At 72.4% G+C, this 15927-nt stretch carries 14 protein-coding genes and 1 pseudogene; 8 read left to right on the top strand and 7 right to left on the bottom strand.

Annotated elements, in window-relative coordinates:
- The first annotated feature begins 55 nt into the window (after positions 1-55).
- Both ACSLTV_RS13730 and ACSLTV_RS13725 read left to right on the top strand, forming a co-directional pair.
- Complete coding sequence (locus ACSLTV_RS13730; protein WP_432137331.1) at positions 56-742, top strand: GDSL-type esterase/lipase family protein; 687 nt, start codon at positions 56-58, stop codon at positions 740-742.
- Positions 743-843: 101 nt separating this feature from the next.
- Positions 844-1431, top strand: coding sequence for a Uma2 family endonuclease (locus tag ACSLTV_RS13725; RefSeq protein WP_432137330.1), 588 nt, complete (start codon positions 844-846; stop codon positions 1429-1431).
- A 199-nt stretch (positions 1432-1630) separates the two neighbouring features.
- Here the strand turns inward: ACSLTV_RS13725 and ACSLTV_RS13720 are convergent, their stop codons facing one another.
- From ACSLTV_RS13720 to ACSLTV_RS13705, 4 genes are all read right to left on the bottom strand, one after another.
- The gene (locus ACSLTV_RS13720; protein ID WP_432137329.1) at positions 1631-2620 is read right to left on the bottom strand and encodes an aldo/keto reductase; all 990 of its coding nucleotides are present in this window, start codon (positions 2618-2620) and stop codon (positions 1631-1633) included.
- Between the two features lie 204 nt (positions 2621-2824).
- Complete coding sequence (thpR, locus tag ACSLTV_RS13715) at positions 2825-3397, bottom strand: RNA 2',3'-cyclic phosphodiesterase (protein WP_435612205.1); 573 nt, start codon at positions 3395-3397, stop codon at positions 2825-2827.
- Positions 3398-3613: 216 nt separating this feature from the next.
- The gene (locus ACSLTV_RS13710) at positions 3614-4960 is read right to left on the bottom strand and encodes an MFS transporter (protein ID WP_435612204.1); all 1347 of its coding nucleotides are present in this window, start codon (positions 4958-4960) and stop codon (positions 3614-3616) included.
- Between the two features lie 28 nt (positions 4961-4988).
- On the bottom strand, positions 4989-5426 hold the full coding sequence (locus ACSLTV_RS13705; protein ID WP_432137326.1) for a MarR family winged helix-turn-helix transcriptional regulator: 438 nt from the start codon (positions 5424-5426) through the stop codon (positions 4989-4991).
- A gap of 176 nt (positions 5427-5602) precedes the next feature.
- Here ACSLTV_RS13705 and ACSLTV_RS13700 point away from each other — a divergent pair, with 176 nt between their 5' ends.
- Complete coding sequence (locus ACSLTV_RS13700) at positions 5603-5785, top strand: ribbon-helix-helix protein, CopG family (protein WP_432137325.1); 183 nt, start codon at positions 5603-5605, stop codon at positions 5783-5785.
- Positions 5786-5833: 48 nt separating this feature from the next.
- On the opposite strand, the gene ACSLTV_RS13695 is transcribed toward ACSLTV_RS13700, so the two are convergent.
- Positions 5834-7285 (bottom strand): NCS2 family permease, encoded by a 1452-nt coding sequence (locus ACSLTV_RS13695; RefSeq protein ID WP_435612203.1) that lies wholly within the window; start codon positions 7283-7285, stop codon positions 5834-5836.
- Positions 7286-7401: 116 nt separating this feature from the next.
- Here ACSLTV_RS13695 and ACSLTV_RS13690 point away from each other — a divergent pair, with 116 nt between their 5' ends.
- From ACSLTV_RS13690 to ACSLTV_RS13680, 3 genes are all read left to right on the top strand, one after another.
- Positions 7402-7689 (top strand): DUF2530 domain-containing protein, encoded by a 288-nt coding sequence (locus ACSLTV_RS13690; protein ID WP_432137323.1) that lies wholly within the window; start codon positions 7402-7404, stop codon positions 7687-7689.
- Positions 7690-7800: 111 nt separating this feature from the next.
- Positions 7801-10176 carry an HAD-IC family P-type ATPase gene (locus tag ACSLTV_RS13685; RefSeq protein ID WP_432137322.1) on the top strand — a complete coding sequence of 792 codons (2376 nt, stop codon included), beginning with the start codon at positions 7801-7803 and terminating at the stop codon, positions 10174-10176.
- A 70-nt stretch (positions 10177-10246) separates the two neighbouring features.
- On the top strand, positions 10247-10477 hold the full coding sequence (locus tag ACSLTV_RS13680; RefSeq protein ID WP_432137321.1) for a DUF7683 domain-containing protein: 231 nt from the start codon (positions 10247-10249) through the stop codon (positions 10475-10477).
- A 16-nt stretch (positions 10478-10493) separates the two neighbouring features.
- Here ACSLTV_RS13680 and ACSLTV_RS13675 read toward each other — a convergent pair whose 3' ends face one another.
- The gene (locus ACSLTV_RS13675; RefSeq protein WP_435612202.1) at positions 10494-13718 is read right to left on the bottom strand and encodes a sacsin N-terminal ATP-binding-like domain-containing protein; all 3225 of its coding nucleotides are present in this window, start codon (positions 13716-13718) and stop codon (positions 10494-10496) included.
- Between the two features lie 193 nt (positions 13719-13911).
- Here ACSLTV_RS13675 and ACSLTV_RS13670 point away from each other — a divergent pair, with 193 nt between their 5' ends.
- Positions 13912-14790, top strand: coding sequence for an alpha/beta fold hydrolase (locus tag ACSLTV_RS13670; protein WP_432137319.1), 879 nt, complete (start codon positions 13912-13914; stop codon positions 14788-14790).
- Positions 14791-14936: 146 nt separating this feature from the next.
- On the opposite strand, the pseudogene ACSLTV_RS13665 reads toward ACSLTV_RS13670, so the two are convergent.
- A pseudogene (locus tag ACSLTV_RS13665) lies at positions 14937-15098 on the bottom strand (helix-turn-helix domain-containing protein); the annotation flags it as partial.
- On the opposite strand from ACSLTV_RS13665, the gene ACSLTV_RS13660 reads away from it, so the two are divergent.
- Positions 15054-15926, top strand: a complete 873-nt coding sequence (locus tag ACSLTV_RS13660; protein ID WP_432137413.1) for a hypothetical protein — start codon at positions 15054-15056, stop codon at positions 15924-15926. The pseudogene ACSLTV_RS13665 and the gene ACSLTV_RS13660 sit on opposite strands and share 45 nt — an antisense overlap.
- Position 15927 lies beyond the last annotated feature (1 nt).

Raw genomic sequence — 15927 nt, 5'->3', positions numbered from 1 at the left:
GGCCTCACACCCCGCCGGGTCCCGCGCTCCGCACCCGATCATCCATCATGAGCGGATGCTCAGGTTCATGCCCGTCGGCGACTCGATGACCATCGGGAGCGCCGGGGAACACACGTGGCGCTACCGGCTGTGGCAGCACCTGCGCACCACGTACGGGGGGCCGTTCGCGCTGGTCGGCCCGCGCGAGACGCTGTACGACAAGGCCACGGACGCGCCGACGTCGTACGAGTACGCGGACCCGGACTTCCCCCGTGCCCATCTGGCCGGCTGGGGCGAGGGCTGGCTGCACATGGCGCCGCTGATCGGGGACGCGGTACGGGCGCACCGGGCGGACGTGCTGCTCGTGTCGCTCGGCCTGATAGACCTCGGGTTCTACACGAACGCCGAGCAGACGGCGCGGAACGTGCGGGAGTTCGTGGCGGGGGCGCGGGCGGCGCGGCCCGGCGTGCGGATGGTGGTGCTGCCGGTGATCCCGAACGTGCGCGCCGAGACCGAGGAGTCCTTCGCCACCGAGCTGGCGCGCTTCAATGAACTCCTGGCGAAGGCGCTCGCCGACCTCGACGAGCCGCGCTCGCCGCTGCTGCTGGCGTCGTGGCCGCCGTCGTACGACATCCACCTGGACACGTACGACGGCACGCACCCGAACGCGAGCGGGGAGCGGAAGATCGCGGGGGCGTTCGCGGAGGCGATGTACCAGGCGTGGGGGTGGGGGGAGCCTTATGACCCGGACGTCATGGACTAGTTGACCGACATATTCCATTCCGCCCCTGTCCCTCCCGCCCTGCGTATCGTTGAACCGCGCGGCCGCCCTCAGGTGCGGGGCTGCCGGGGAGGAGCGCCACGGTGACCGTCCTTGAAGACAGGATCGCGATGGTCGAGGAGAGCGGCGAGCTGACTCTGGACGTGATGTTCGAGTGGCTTGAGAAGTTGCCCGTCCCCGAGGGAACGAAGGTCGAGATCGTCGGGGGGCACATCTTCATGTCGCCGCAGCGTCAGCAGCACTGGGAAATCATCCTCGACATCGCCGAGCAGCTGCGCAGCAAGTACCCGCGCCGACGGTTGGCCTCGGACGTGCGGATCGACTTTCCCGGACACCTGAACGGATTCGCCTGTGACGTGGCGGCGATGACCGAGCGCTCGGTCAAGGACGGCAAGGGTCGCTGGCGATACCAGGACGTCGAATTCGTGGCCGAAGTGATCTCCAAGGACACAGCGGCCAACGACTACGGCCCCAAGAAGACCGCCTACGCCCTCGCCGAGGTCCCCGTCTATCTGATCGCCGACCCGTACCAGGGCAGGTGCCACCTCTACACCCAGCCCAAGGACGGGGAGTACCTGACGGAGCTGTCCGTGACGTTCGGGGCGAGCGTCGACATGACCGGCACGCCCGTGGACCTCGTCCTCAGGACCGACGAGTTCCCCCGCGAGTGACACCCGGCCCGGTGCGGAGACGGCGAAGCCGCCGCCTCCGGCCCGCCTCGCGTGCGGGCGGAGGGCGACGGCTCCTCCTCGGGCCCGCTGCCTCACCCGGGCCCGCTGCCTCACCCGGGCCCGGTGACTCGCCCAGGCCCGGTGACTCGCCCAGGCCCGGTGACTCGCCCGGGCCCGCGCCTCACCCGGCCCCGCTGCCTCACCAGGCGAAGGCTTCGGGAGTCGGTCCGGGGCCGGGGAAGATCTCGTCCAGGGAGGTCAGCAGTTCCTCGCTCAGCTCCAGTTCCAGCGCGCGCAGCGCCGAGTCCAGCTGCTGCGGGGTGCGGGGGCCGACGATCGGGCCGGTGACGCCGGGGCGGGTCAGCAGCCAGGCGAGCGCCGTCTCACCGGGTTCCAGGCCGTGCTTGTCGAGGAGGTCCTCGTAGGCCTGGATCCGTTCGCGCGTCGTGGTGTCCTTGAGCGCGTCGGCGGCCCGGCCGCTCGCCCGGCGTCCCTCGGCGGCCTCCTTCTTGAGGACGCCGCCGAGCAGCCCCCCGTGCAGCGGGGACCAGGGGATGACGCCGAGTCCGTAGTCCCGCGCGGCCGGGACGACCTCCATCTCGGCGCGGCGCTCGGCGAGGTTGTACAGGCACTGCTCGCTGACCAGGCCCAGGTGGCCGTGGCGGGCGGCGGTCTCGTTGGCCTGGGCGATCTTGTAGCCGGGGAAGTTGGACGAGCCGGCGTAGAGGATCTTGCCCTGCCGGACCAGGACGTCGATCGCCTGCCAGATCTCCTCGAACGGCGTCGACCGGTCGATGTGGTGGAACTGGTAGAGGTCGATGTGGTCGGTCCGCAGCCGCTTGAGGGAGGCGTCGACGGACCGGCGGATGTTCACCGCGGAGAGCTTGTCGTGGTTGGGCCAGACGTCGCCGTCGGCCGCCATGTTCCCGTACACCTTGGTGGCGAGGACGGTCCGGTCGCGCCGTCCGCCTCCCTGGGCGAACCAGCTGCCGATGATCTCCTCGGTGCGGCCCTTGTTCTCGCCCCATCCGTAGACGTTGGCGGTGTCCACGAAGTTCACACCCGCGTCGAGGGCGGCGTCCATGATGGCGTGGCTGGTGGGTTCGTCTGTCTGCGGACCGAAGTTCATCGTGCCGAGAACGAGTCGGCTGACCTTGAGTCCGGTGCGTCCGAGCTGCGTGTACTTCATGGGCCACCAGCCAACTGCTTCGAGCCCGCTCCAGGCAAGGAGCAACAGGGTGGTGACGACGGCCGGCCCGCGACCGGGCCCGGTGTCACCGCCGCGCCCCCGGCGTCACCTGCCGAGGGCCGCTGCCAGGGCGACGACGACGAACAGCAGCACGAGCGCACCGGCCATGATCCGGTTCCGGGTCTTAGGGTCCACGTGTCGAGCCTAACCGGCTCCGCCGAGCGGCCAGCGGCCGACCGGCTCGTAGTGGGGCTGCTCACCCGCCACGCCGGAGGCCGGCAGGTCGCTGCGCATCAGCGTCAGCTCGGCGACCGTCCAGGTGCGGCCGGTGAAGTCGCGCAGGGCGTCGACGTGCGGCCGGACGTCCACCGCGCGCCGGCTGCGGGCCACCGTCAGGTGGGCCTGGTAGCGCCGGTGCTCGCCCATGGCGACGCCCGCCCTGCGGCCGGCCGCCTCGCTGCGGTCGGCCAGCAGCCGCAGGGCCGGCAGCCCCCCGCGCGCCCCGGTCCACAGCACCCGCCCGTGCCCGAACTGGCCGCCGCCGCTGAGCGCCAGCTCGAACGGCCCGCCCCGGTGCGCGGCCCGCTCCAGCCGTGCCGACAGCTCCGGTACGACGTCGTCCGCCACCTCGCCGTAGAAGGCGAGGGTGAAGTGCCAGCCGGGGCGGCCGGTCCAGCGCAGGCCGTCCGCGCCGGGCAGCCGGCGCAGCAGCGCCACCTCGGCGGCGAGTTCGTCGGCCACCTCGGGCGGGGGCAGCACGGCGGCGAAGAGTCTCACGAGGGTTTCCTTCCCGAGCGGGCACGGGTGACCCGTCTGCCCTCCGAGAGTGCCGCCGCATCACCCGGCGGGGCAGGGGCCGCACCGGCAGGACAGGGACCGCCGGCCTCGTACCGGCGGGGCAAGGGCCGCCGGCTTCATACCGGCGGGGCAAGGGCCGGGCGTCGTACCGACGGAACAGGGGCCGCCGGCGTCGTACCGGCGGCCCAGAACCGTTCACGCCACCGCGGCCAGTTCCGGCTCCGGCTCCCGGTTCCTGGGTACGAAGCGGATCGTCGGGTGGCCGCGGTGCCAGCCGACGGAGAGGCGCAGGCCGCCGACGCGGGCGAGGACCAGGGCGATGGTGACCGCGGCGGCGGCGGAGACCGCGCCGCCCGCGGCGAGGCCGGCCCGGACGCCGTACGCGTCGGTGATCCAGCCGGCGATCGGGGCGCCGACCGGGGAGCCGCCGAGGAAGACCATCATGTAGATGGACATCACCCGGCCGCGCATGGCGGGGTCGGTGGCCATCTGGATGGCGGTGTTGGCGGTGACGTTGATGGTCATGCCGAACATGCCGAGCGGCGTCATCAGCAGCGCGAACAGCCAGAGCGAGGGGGCGGTGGCCGCGATCAGCTCCAGGGCGCCGAAGAGGCCGGCCGCGACGACCATGACCCGCAGCTTGGCGGTGCCGCGCCGGGCGGCGAGGAGGGCCCCGGCCAGGGAGCCGACCGCCATCAGGGTGTTGAAGAGGCTGTAGGAGCCGGCGCCGGCGTGGAAGACGTCGTCGGCGAAGGCCGACAGGTAGACGGGGAAGTTGAAGCCGAACGTGCCGATGAAGCCGACCAGGACGATCGGCCAGAGCAGCTCGGGCCGCCCGGCGACATGCCGCAGCCCCTCCCGGAGCTGGCCCTTGCCGCGCGGGGCGCGCCGGCCGGCGTACAGCTCACGCGTCCGCATCAGCAGCAGGCCGGCGATGGGCGCGACGAAGGACAGCCCGTTGAAGAGGAACGCCCAGCCGGTGCCCACGCCGGTGATCATCAGGCCGGCGACGGCGGGCCCGACGAGCCGGGCGGACTGGAAGTTCGCGGAGTTCAGGCTGACCGCGTTCTGCAGCTGGTCCGGGCCGACCATCTCGGAGACGAAGGACTGGCGGGCCGGGTTGTCGACGACGGTGGCGAGACCGACGGCGAACGCGGCGACGTAGACGTGCCAGACCTGGACGTGACCGGTGAGGGTGAGCAGGGCCAGCGCGGTACCGGTGACGGCCATCGCGGACTGGGTGAACAGCAGCGCGCGGCGCTTGGGCAGGCGGTCGACGAGGACGCCGCCGTAGAGGCCGAAGAGCAGCATCGGCAGGAACTGCAGTGCCGTCGTGACACCGACGGCCGTGGCGGATCCGGTGAGGCTGAGGACCAGCCAGTCCTGGGCGATGCGCTGCATCCAGGTGCCGATGTTCGAGACGACCTGGCCCATGAAGAACAGGCGGTAGTTCCTGACCTTCAGGGAGGAGAACATCGAGGACCCGCGGTGGGGGTGAGGAGTAGGTGCGGGGGCGGAGTGTGCTCCGTTTCCCGTACTCAAAAGCGTTCGCCTCCTTGTCGACGCCGGCTTACAGGTGTGCGAGCTTCTCCAGTACGGGGGCGGCGGCGCGCAGTTTCGCCCACTCGTCCTCGTCGAGTCCCTCGACCAGGCCCGCCAGGAACGCGTTGCGTTTGCGGCGGCTCTCGGCGAGCATCACCTCGGCCTGCTCGGTCTTGGTGACCACCTTCTGGCGGCGGTCCTCGGGATGCGGCTCCAGCCGGACCAGCCCCTTGGCCTCCAGCAGCGCCACGATGCGGGTCATCGACGGGGGCTGCACATGCTCCTTGCGGGCCAGCTCGCCGGGGGTGGCGCGGCCGCAGAGGGAGAGGGTGCCCAGCACCGACATCTCGGTCGGGCTCAGCGACTCGTCGACCCGCTGGTGCTTGAGCCGACGGGACAGTCGCATCACGGCGGAGCGAAGTGAGTTCACGGCGGCGTCGTCGTCGCCATGGGTCAGGTCCGGCATGTTCATTAGCTTAACTCATTACCCTGACTAAAGACCACCCGGGTGCGCCCGGTCGATCGCTCTGCGCGCGCCCGATGCCCGTGATTCCGGCCATCGAAGCACAAGGTCACTCATCCGGGTGATACGAGCGCGGAACGGCACCCACCGGCCCGAACCGTGCCGCGACCCTCGTACCCATGGGGACCAGTGTGCTCAGCCTGCGAATAGACCACGACCTGCTGGAACGACTCCGGGAACACGCCGCCCGAAGAGGAATGAGCGTCCAGGACTACGTCATCCGGACGCTCATTCGTGATGACTTCGACGAGCGGTTCCAGACCGCCGTCGAGGAGACCGAGAACTTCTACGGCCGCGCCTGAGCCGCCCGCTCGCGGTACAGGCGCGGCCGGTTCCGGCCGGAAGGGGGCTCAGGTGAGGCCCAGGGCCGGCATCAGGTAGTAGAAGGCGAACACGGCCGAGACCACGTACATCGGGACCGGCACCTCGCGGCCGCGGCCGGCGGCCAGGCGCAGGACGGCGAACGTGATGAAGCCCATGCCGATGCCGTTGGTGATGGAGTAGGTGAACGGCATCATGACCATCGTCACGAAGGCCGGGATGGCGATGGTGTAGTCGGCCCAGTCGATCTCCTTGACCGAGCCGGACAGGATCAGGAAGCCGACCGCGAGCAGCGCGGGTGTGGCCGCCTGCGCCGGGACCATCGTGGCCACGGGGGTCAGGAAGAGGGCGACGGCGAAGAGACCGCCGGTGACCATGTTCGCGATGCCGGTGCGCGCGCCCTCGCCGACGCCCGCCGTGGACTCCACGAAGGCCGTGGTCGCCGAGGAGGAGCTGGCGCCGCCCGCGGCGACGGCGATGCCGTCGACGAACAGGACCCTGCTGACACCGGGCATCTGCCCCTGGGCGTCGGTCAGCTTGGCCTCGTCGCTGACACCCATGATCGTGCCCATCGCGTCGAAGAAGCACGACAGCAGCACGGTGAAGACGAACAGCACGCCGGTGAGCACACCGACCTTCTCGAAGCCGCCGAACAGGCTGAAGTCGCCGATCAGGCCGAAGTCGGGGCTGGCGACCGGGTTGCCGGGCCACTTCGGTGTGGTCAGACCCCAGGACGGCACGTCGGCCACGGCCTCGATGAGGACCGCGAGGGCGGTCATCGTGACGATGGAGATCAGGATCGCGCCGGAGACCTTGCGCACGATCAGCACCAGCGTGAGCAGCGCGCCCAGGATGAACACCAGGACCGGCCAGCCGGTGAGGTGCCCGTCGAAGCCGAGCTGGAGCGGGACCGTGGTGTGCGCCGCGTCGGGGATCCGGGAGACGAAACCGGCGTCGACCAGACCGATCAGCATGATGAACAGGCCGATACCGATGCTGATCGCCTTGCGCAGCCCGAACGGCACCGCGTTCATGACGCGCTCGCGCAGGCCGGTGGCGACCAGCAGCATGACCACGAGGCCGGCCAGCACCACCATGCCCATGGCGTCCGGCCAGGACATCCGGGGGGCGAGCTGCAGGGCGACGACCGAGTTCACGCCGAGGCCGGCGGCCAGCGCGATCGGGACGTTGCCGATGACCCCCATGAGCAGGGTGGTCAGGGCGGCGGTGAGGGCGGTCGCGGTGACCAGCTGGCCGTTGTCCAGCTGATGTCCGTACATGTCCTTGGCACTGCCGAGGATGATCGGGTTCAGCACGATGATGTACGCCATCGCGAAGAACGTGGCGAAACCGCCCCGGATCTCGCGGGGCAGGGTGCTGCCGCGCTCCGACATGCGGAAGTAGCGGTCGAAAGCACCGGAGGGGGGCCTGGCTCCCGGCTGTTCTGGGGCTGGGACCTTGGCGGGGGCCGAGGTGGGCATCGTTTGGTGATTCCTACGAAGAGAAGCGGACAGGCGCAAACGATTTCAGTATGAACATATGACGTCCGGAACAACCATCTCCGCGCGTAGACGTGACCACCTCGTAAGCTGTGCCCATGGCCGGGTTTATGACGGGATCCCCCAAGCACGAGGCGCCGGAGCCCCTGGAGGGCCCGGTGGTCGCCACCATCACCGGCGGCACGATCATCTGGTTCGCCCTCTTCCTCGTCCAGCTGCCGTTCTACGGCTGGTTCGACGACCACGGGCACACCTGGTGGCTGTGGACCTGCCTCACCGGCGGCGGACTGGGCCTGTTCGGCATCTGGTACGTCCGCCGGCGTGAGGCGGCGATCAGGGCCGCGGCGGCGGAGGCGGCCGGCCAGGAGACCGTCACCGCCGAGTAGCACCGGGCCTACGGCGTCCCGCGTACCCCGGCGTCGCCCGCCTCCTCCCCTGGTCGGATCTTCCGCGCCTTCGGCGGGTGAAGGCCCGGATCCGCACGTACCGTCGAATGCATGACGCATGCCGACGCCGCTCCCGCAGCCCTCCCGGTGCACCCGGCGACCGGGCTCACCGCGGCCGAGGTCGCCGAGCGGGTGGCCCGCGGCGACGTCAACGACGTTCCCGTCCGCAGCTCCCGCACGCTCGGGGAGATCGTCCGCGCGAACGTCTTCACCCGGTTCAACGCGATCATCGGCGTGCTGTGGCTGATCACCCTCGCCGTGGCGCCCATCCAGGACGGCCTGTTCGGCTTCGTGATCCTCGCCAACACCGGGATCGGCATCGTCCAGGAGTGGCGGGCGAAGAAGACCCTCGACTCGCTGGCCGTGATCGGCGAGGCCAGACCCACCGTCCGCCGCGACGGGGTCGCCGGCCAGGTCGCGACCTCGCAGATCGTGCTCGACGACCTGATCGAGACCGGACCGGGCGACAAGATCGTCGTGGACGGGGTGTGCGTCGAGGCCGACGGCCTGGAGATCGACGAGTCGCTGCTCACCGGCGAGGCCGACCCGGTCGTGAAGCACCCCGGCGACCCGCTGATGTCCGGCAGCTTCGTGGTGGCCGGCGGCGGCGCCTTCCGCGCCACCCGGGTCGGCCGCGAGGCCTACGCCGCCCAGCTCGCCGAGGAGGCCTCCCGCTTCACCCTGGTCCACTCCGAGCTGCGCACCGGCATCTCCACCATCCTCAAGTACGTCACCTGGATGATGATCCCGACCGCGATCGGGCTGGTCATCAGCCAGCTGGTGGTCAAGGAACACGACATCAGGGAGTCCGTCGCCCGCACCGTCGGCGGCATCGTGCCGATGGTCCCGGAGGGCCTGGTCCTGCTCACCTCCGTCGCCTTCGCGATCGGCGTGATCCGGCTCGGCCGCAAGCAGTGCCTGGTCCAGGAGCTGCCGGCCATCGAGGGCCTGGCCCGCGTCGACACGGTCTGCCTCGACAAGACGGGCACCCTCACCGAGGGCGGCATGGACGTCGCCGGGCTCCGTGTGCTCGACGGCTACGAGGAGCCGTACGTACGGCGGGTGCTGGGCGCGCTCGGCGAGGCCGACCCCCGGCCCAACGCCTCCCTCCAGGCGATCATCGACGCCTACCCGGACGCCGAGGACTGGCGCTGCGCCCAGTCGCTGCCCTTCTCCTCCGCGCGCAAGTACAGCGGCGCCCGCTTCAGCGAGGGCGACGGCGAGACCAGCACCTGGCTGCTGGGCGCCCCCGACGTGCTCCTCGGGGCGGACGCCCCGGCGCTGGCCGAGACCGAGCGGCTCAACGAACAGGGGCTGCGGGTGCTGCTGCTGGCCCGCGCCGCCCAGGACCTGGACCACCCCGATCCGGCCTCCGGCGCCGAGCCCGCCGCGCTGGTGGTGCTGGAGCAGCGGCTGCGGCCCGACGCCGCCGACACCCTGCGCTACTTCGCCGAGCAGAACGTCCACGCGAAGGTCATCTCCGGCGACAACGCGGTGTCGGTGGGGGCGGTGGCCGCCAAGCTGGGGCTGGCGGGCACCGCGGTGGACGCGCGGCGGCTGCCGCGGGAGCGGACCGAGATGGCGCGGGCGCTGGACGACGCGACCGTGTTCGGGCGGGTCACCCCGCGGCAGAAGCGGGACATGGTCGGCGCCCTGCAGTCCGGCGGGCACACCGTCGCGATGACCGGCGACGGCGTCAACGACGTGCTCGCGCTGAAGGACGCGGACATCGGCGTCGCCATGGGGTCCGGCTCGGAGGCGACCCGGGCGGTGGCCCAGATCGTGCTTCTGAACAACAGCTTCGCCACGCTGCCCTCGGTGGTGGCCGAGGGGCGCCGGGTCATCGGCAACATCACCCGGGTGGCGACGCTCTTCCTCGTCAAGACGGTGTACTCGGTGCTGCTGGGGCTGCTGGTGGTGTGCTGGCAGGTGCAGTACCCGTTCCTGCCGCGCCATCTGACCCTGCTGTCCACCCTCACGATCGGCGTCCCCGCCTTCTTCCTCGCGCTCGCCCCCAACAAGGAGCGGGCCCGGCCGCACTTCGTACGGCGGGTGATGCGGTACGCGATCCCGGGCGGGCTGGTGGCCGGTGCCGCCACCTTCGCGACGTACCTGCTGGCGCGGCACCACTACACGGGGGCCGGGGCGCTCGACGCGGAGACCAGCGCCGCCACGCTGACCCTGTTCCTGATCTCCCTGTGGGTGCTGGCGATCATCGCCCGGCCCTACACCTGGTGGCGGGTGCTGCTGGTCGCCGCGATGGGGGCGGCGTTCCTGGTGGTGCTGGTGGTGCCGTGGCTTCAGGACTTCTTCGCGCTGAAGCTGGTCGGGATGGAGATGCCGTGGGTCGCGGTCGGGATCGCGGTGGTGGCGGCGGCCGCCCTGGAAGGTGTGTGGAAGTGGGTCGACCACCGCTTCCCCACCTAGGACCGTACACTTGTTCGAACCGGACCGGTGTCCGGACGAGCCCGCGGACCCCCTCCCGAAAGGTGACGCCGTGATCCTCCTGCTCACCCGCTACACCAAGGACGGGGACCTTCCCGACGCGACCACCGACGTCACGGCGGTCGGCGCGGAGGCGCTCGGCGCGGTGCTGGGGGTGCCCGCCGACCGGCTGGTCGACGTGTACCCGCTGACGCGGGCCCACGCGGCGCGCCTCCAGCAGCTGACCGGCATCCCCCTCGACCCGGAGACCTACGACTACTTCCTGGAGCCCGGCGCCGAGTGACGGCCGGGGCGGGCCGTCAGTCGAACCAGCGGTCCCGGGCCAGCTCCGCCGTCCGCGACGGGTCCTCCAGCAGAGCCGCCACCTCGAACCGGCGCGGCCACTGCCCGGCCGCCCAGGACAGCCCGGCCGCCACGCCCTCCAGCGTGGCCGCGTGCAGGACGCCGTCCTCGGTCAGCCGCCAGTCGATCTCGACACCGTCGACGACCAGCTCCTCGTGCTCGACGTAGGTGCGCGGCGCGCGCGGGCCGAGGAGCACCGCCACCGGCTCCGGTACGTCGTGCTCGGTGCCCTCGGAGTCGACCTCGCCGGTGACGGACTCGCTCAGCCGGCGCACCTGGAAGAGGTCGGCGAGATCGGCGGCCCGGGCGGGCCGGACGGGCAGCAGCGGAACGCCCCCGGTGAAGGGCAGCAGGTCGGGCGAGTCCACGACCACCGCGTCGGCGGCGTCGACGACCTCGACCCGCCCGTCGACCACGGCCCGCACCTCGTCCGGCAGCGTCACCTGGTCGGGGTCCAGCTCCGCCAGGGCGCTGTACAGGCCGTGCAGCTGGGCGCCGGTCACCGTGCGGCCGGGGTCGGCGAGGCGGTCGAGGAGTTCGGCCGCGCCGCCCGGCTCGTCGAGGAGGGCGGCCACCGAGGTGCGCACCCCGAGGGCCCGCAGGACCTGCTCGTCGTCGAACCCGGTCGCGTCCGCCTCGTCGTACAGCCCGCGCAGCAGCGGGTCGCCGCCGGCGGCCAGCAGACCGGCGGGGCGGCGGCCGTCGAGCACCGGGTGACCGCGCAGCCACCAGGCGGTGTAGGGCCGTACGACCTCGTGGGTGCCGTCGTGCAGGAGGACGCGGACGGGCTGGACCAGCGCGTCGCGCAGGGGCGGCCGGGACAGCAGGGCGAGTGCCTGCGGCCACTTGTCGTCGTCGACCAGGTCCAGGTCGCGGACGGCGACCAGCTCGGTGGCGACCGGCGGGACCGGCGATCCGGGGAAGCGGTCGAGGACGTCCTCGGCCCACACGTCCACGGCGTCGAGCAGTCCGGCGTCGTCGGGTTCGGCGAAGTCGCCCTCGCGGGGCTCCAGTTCGTCGGGGTCGAGGACCACGTCGGTGGCGCGGACCAGGGCGAAGCCGGCGAGGACCCCGCAGGCGGCGAGGGGCTGCTCGCCCCACTTGGCGGCCAGCTCGGCGTCGACGGCGGCGAGTTCGTCCTCCCGGACCACGGCCGCGAAGGCGCTGCCGGGCAGGACCAGTTCACCGGCCGGCGCCAGCTCTCCCTCGTCGTCCGGCAGGGCGAGGGCGCCCAGCCACGGCTCGTCGCCCGGCTCCAGACCGGCCTCGCGCACGAGGGCGAGCACCGTGTCGGCGAGTTCCTCGGCGTCGAGGGTGTCCTCGTCCCAGGCGCCGCCGTCGTCGTCGAGCGAGGCGGCGACGGCGGCCCGCACCTGCGGGGTGGTCAGCACGGCCCGCGGGGTCGCGGGCAGCGCGCCGAGCTTCTCCAGCAGCGGGTGCGCGGCGTCGGCGTGCGCGACCTTCAGGCCGAGACGGGCCAGGACCTCCGGATCGATGCCGGTGGTGTCGGGGGTGGGAAGGAGGACCTGGCGGGGTCCGATGGTGGTCCGCCGTCCCCCGGTGCCGAAAGCCTGGGAGGTGCCTCCGGCGAGGGGCACGGGCAGCCCGGAGAGCCGGTCGGGGTCGACCCCGGCGAGGCTGTCGTACAGGCGCCACCACCAGTCGGGGGACTTCTCCAGCCCCGCGAGCCGGTCGACGGCGTCGGCGAGCGGGATCCGGCCGACGCCGAGGGTGCGCAGCTCGGCCCGGCGCTCGAGACCGGCGGGCAGCAGGGTGGGCAGCACCTCGGCGAGCACCCGCACGGTGTCGGCGCCGGCCCCCTCGACGACCTCGGCGTCGCGGGGACGCAGCGCCTCGGGCAGCTCGGGCAGTTCGGGCTCGGCCTCGGTTCCGGCTTCGGTCCCGGCTCGGGTCCCGGCTTCCGTACCGGCTTCCGTACCGGCTTCGGAGGATGCGACGGCGGGTGGCAGGAAGGCCGTGTGGGGCAGCCGTTCCAGGACGGCCTGGCGCAGGGCGCCGTCCAGCTCGCCCTTGCCGAGCGGGCCGGGGACGAGGTCGATGATCGCGGGGGTCACCGGGCGCCAGTCGGCGAGGAGTTCGGCGTAGGCGTCGGCCGCGCGCTGGACGAGGAAGTCGGTCAGCGGGCCGGGGGCGGCGTGCCGGCGGGTCGAGTCGAGGGGGAAGGAGGCGATGAGGAGGGCGGGCACGCCGAGCGGTTCGTCGCTGGGGGTGGGCGCGTGCACGACGGGCGCGGTGCCGGGCCGTACGGGGGCGCCGTCGGCGTCGGTGGGCACGGCCCAGGTGACCGACCAGTGCGGTCGCAGCCGCTCCTCGACGGGCCGGTCGGCGAGCAGGTCGGGGGTGAGCGCGCCGTGTGCGGCGGCGGTGCGCCAGCGGGTGGTCCGCCCGTCCCGGGAGTCCGACACGGCGATGACGGTGCCCTCGGTGTCCCGGCGCAGGGTGCGGGCCGGGGCGTCGCCGGCCTCGATGACGACCTCGCTCAGGCCGGGCAGGGCGAGCAGCAGGGCGTCGTCGACGGCGGTGAGGAGCCGTTCGGCCAGGTCGGCGGCCGCCGTGTCGCGCAGGGGCAGGATGACGGCGGTGTCGTAGGGGGCGGGGGCGATGCCCTCGGCGGCGAACGGCAGGCGCAGCAGGGGTACGTGCCCGTCGCGCCGGCGGATCTCGTCGCCCAGGCCGGGGCTGTGCCGGGCGACGTCGGTGGCGAGGTGGCGGGCCTCGCCGAGGGACCAGCGCACGCCGCCGTGCCGGCCGACGACGGCGGGCTCGTCGGTGACGGCGAGGACGGCGGCGAAGCCGACGCCGAACCGGCCGACCGCGGCGGTGTTCGTCTCCCGCTTGGCGGAGGCCCGCAGCGTGGCCAGGGACTCTACGCCGGCCGCGTCGAGGGGGGCGCCGGTGTTGGCGGCGACGAGGACGTTGTCGCGCAGCGTCAGCCGCAGCCGGCCGGGCACCCCGGCGCGGGCCGCCGCGTCGGCGGCGTTCTGCGCGAGCTCGACGACGAGGCGGTCGCGGTAGCCGCCGAGGACCAGGTCCTCCTCGGCGTTGGCGTCCTCGCGGAAGCGGGCGGGGCTGGTGGCCCAGGCGTCGAGTACCCCGCGGCGCAGTCGAGCCGTCCCGAACGGATCGGCCCCCTCGGCCGCGGGCCGCACGTACTTGCTCACGTTCACTCTCCTCGTCGACGTGAGGACGAAGGTACCGCTCGCGGGGGCGGAGGTGGACGGCAGCGGGCGGCGGCGGGGCCGGGAGGGGGGTGTCGGCGACCGCGACGGCGGGTGCGGCGGCGGGGCCGGGACGGCGGCCGGGCCGGATACGACTGCCAGGCCGGGTCGGCGGGCCTCCCGTACCCTCCGTCCCATGAGCCGACCCCCGAGCCTCGCCCTCCCGCCACGGACCCGGGTACGCCGTCTGGAGACCGGGCGCGGCCCCTTCGCGGTCCTCGACTCCGTCCCGCCGGACGGCGTGGAGCGGGCGGGCACCGTGCTGATGGTGCCGGGGTTCATCGGGAGCAAGGAGGACTTCCTGCCGTTGCTCCGGCCGCTGGGCGAGGCGGGGTTCCGGGTGGTCGCCGTCGACGGCCGGGGCCAGCACGAATCGCCGGGGCCGGCGGACCCGTCGGCGTACGCGCAGTCGGAGCTGGCGCTCGACGTACTGGCGCAGTCGGCTGCGATCGCGGTGGAGTCACCGGGGCCGCTCCACCTGCTCGGCCACTCCATGGGCGGGCTGATCACCCGCGCGGCCGTCCTCGCCGCCCCGGCGCCCCCGCCCTGGGCGTCCCTCACCGTCATGAGTTCCGGCCCGGCCGCCCTCCAGCCCGCCCAGCAGCAGCGCGTCCGACAGCTCGTGGAGTGGCTGCCGGTGCTCGGGAAGGAGGCGCTGTGGGAGCAGATGCAGGAGGCCGAGGGTGAGGCGGAGGTCATCGAACTCCCGGTGGAAGTCGCCGAGTTCCTCAACCGGCGCTGGCTCAGCACCGTGCCGGAACAGCTGACGACGACCGGCGGCTGGCTCGTCACCGAGCCCGACCGCACCGCCGAGCTGGCCGCCGTTCCCCTCCCCAAGCTGGTGATTTCCGGGAGCACCGACTACGCCTGGCCGGTCGGTTGGCAGGACGACATGGCCTTGCGTCTTGCCGCCGACCGAGCGGTCATCGCGGGCGCCGACCACTCTCCCAACGTGGAACGCCCGACGGAGACGGCCCAGGCGCTCACCGCGTTCTGGGAGAAGGTCAGCCCCTGACGGCGTACGACAGGAAGTCGGTCCAGGCGGAGGGGTGACGGCAAGGCGGGGGCCGGCATCGGTGTACGCCGGCGGGAGAGCCTGGGCCTGGATCTCGAACTTCAACACCTCGATACCGCCCTCGGTCCCAGCGTGCACCTCCCGGGAATCATGTCCTCGCTGTAGCCGACCACCTCCGCGAACCGGCCCGCCCGCATTCCCGCCGCTTCCCGGTGCAGCTTCAACTGTCGTCCCACGGTGGTGACGACGGCGATGCCCCAGTCATCGTCCGGGTCGACCTCCCACCCCGGCTCGTCTTCCAGGACCACCCGGAACTGTTCTCCCGGGTCTCCGAGGTGCTGGGCATCCCCTTCGCGCCCATCACGTCGGTCACCGTCGAGCCGACGGATCTCACCGAGAGCCGCCCCCTCGAACGCCGCGTGGACACCCTGCTGCGGCTGGAGACGGAGGGCGAGGCGCCCCTGCTGCTGGCCGTCGAGGCGCAGAGCAAGAAGGACCCGAAGAAGCCCGCGAGCTGGGCGTACTACGCGTCGTTCCTGCTCAACAAGTACGAACTGCAGCCCCTGCTCCTGGTCGTCTGCCAGGACCGCGCGACCGCGCGGTGGGCCGAGCAGGAGGTTCATTTCGGCCCTCCCCAGTGGCCGACGCTCACGCTCCGCCCCCTGGTCGCCGGGCCGCACAACATGCCGGTGATCACCGACCCGGCGGAAGTCCGCAAGGACCTGGCCCTCGCCACGCTGGCCTCCATCGCCCACGCCGCGCATCCGGACGCCGAGGCCGTCCTGAGGGCCATGACCAAAGCGCTGAAGGACACACCGGACGATCTTGCCAATCCCATTGTCGAGGTCATCGCCCAGGGCCTGGGCAAGCACCCATCCGCACAGATTTGGAGCAAACTAGTGGCCGTGGACCTGTCTTTCTACAAGTCATCGCTCTCCGAAGAGATCCGAGACGAAGGCCGGGCCGAGGGCCGGGCCGAGGACATCCTGCACATCCTGGAGGTACGCGGCCTGGACATTCCGGAATCCGTCCGTGAACGCGTCAAGGGCTGCGGCGCCCCTGAAACGCTACGCCGCTGGCTCGGCCACGCCGTCACCGTCAGCTCCGCCGAAGAGATCTTCGCCGACGGAGAGTAAG

Source organism: Streptomyces sp. bgisy159 (assembly GCF_965341775.1).
GTDB lineage: Bacteria > Actinomycetota > Actinomycetes > Streptomycetales > Streptomycetaceae > Streptomyces.
This window is presented reverse-complemented; position numbering and strand designations above follow the sequence as displayed.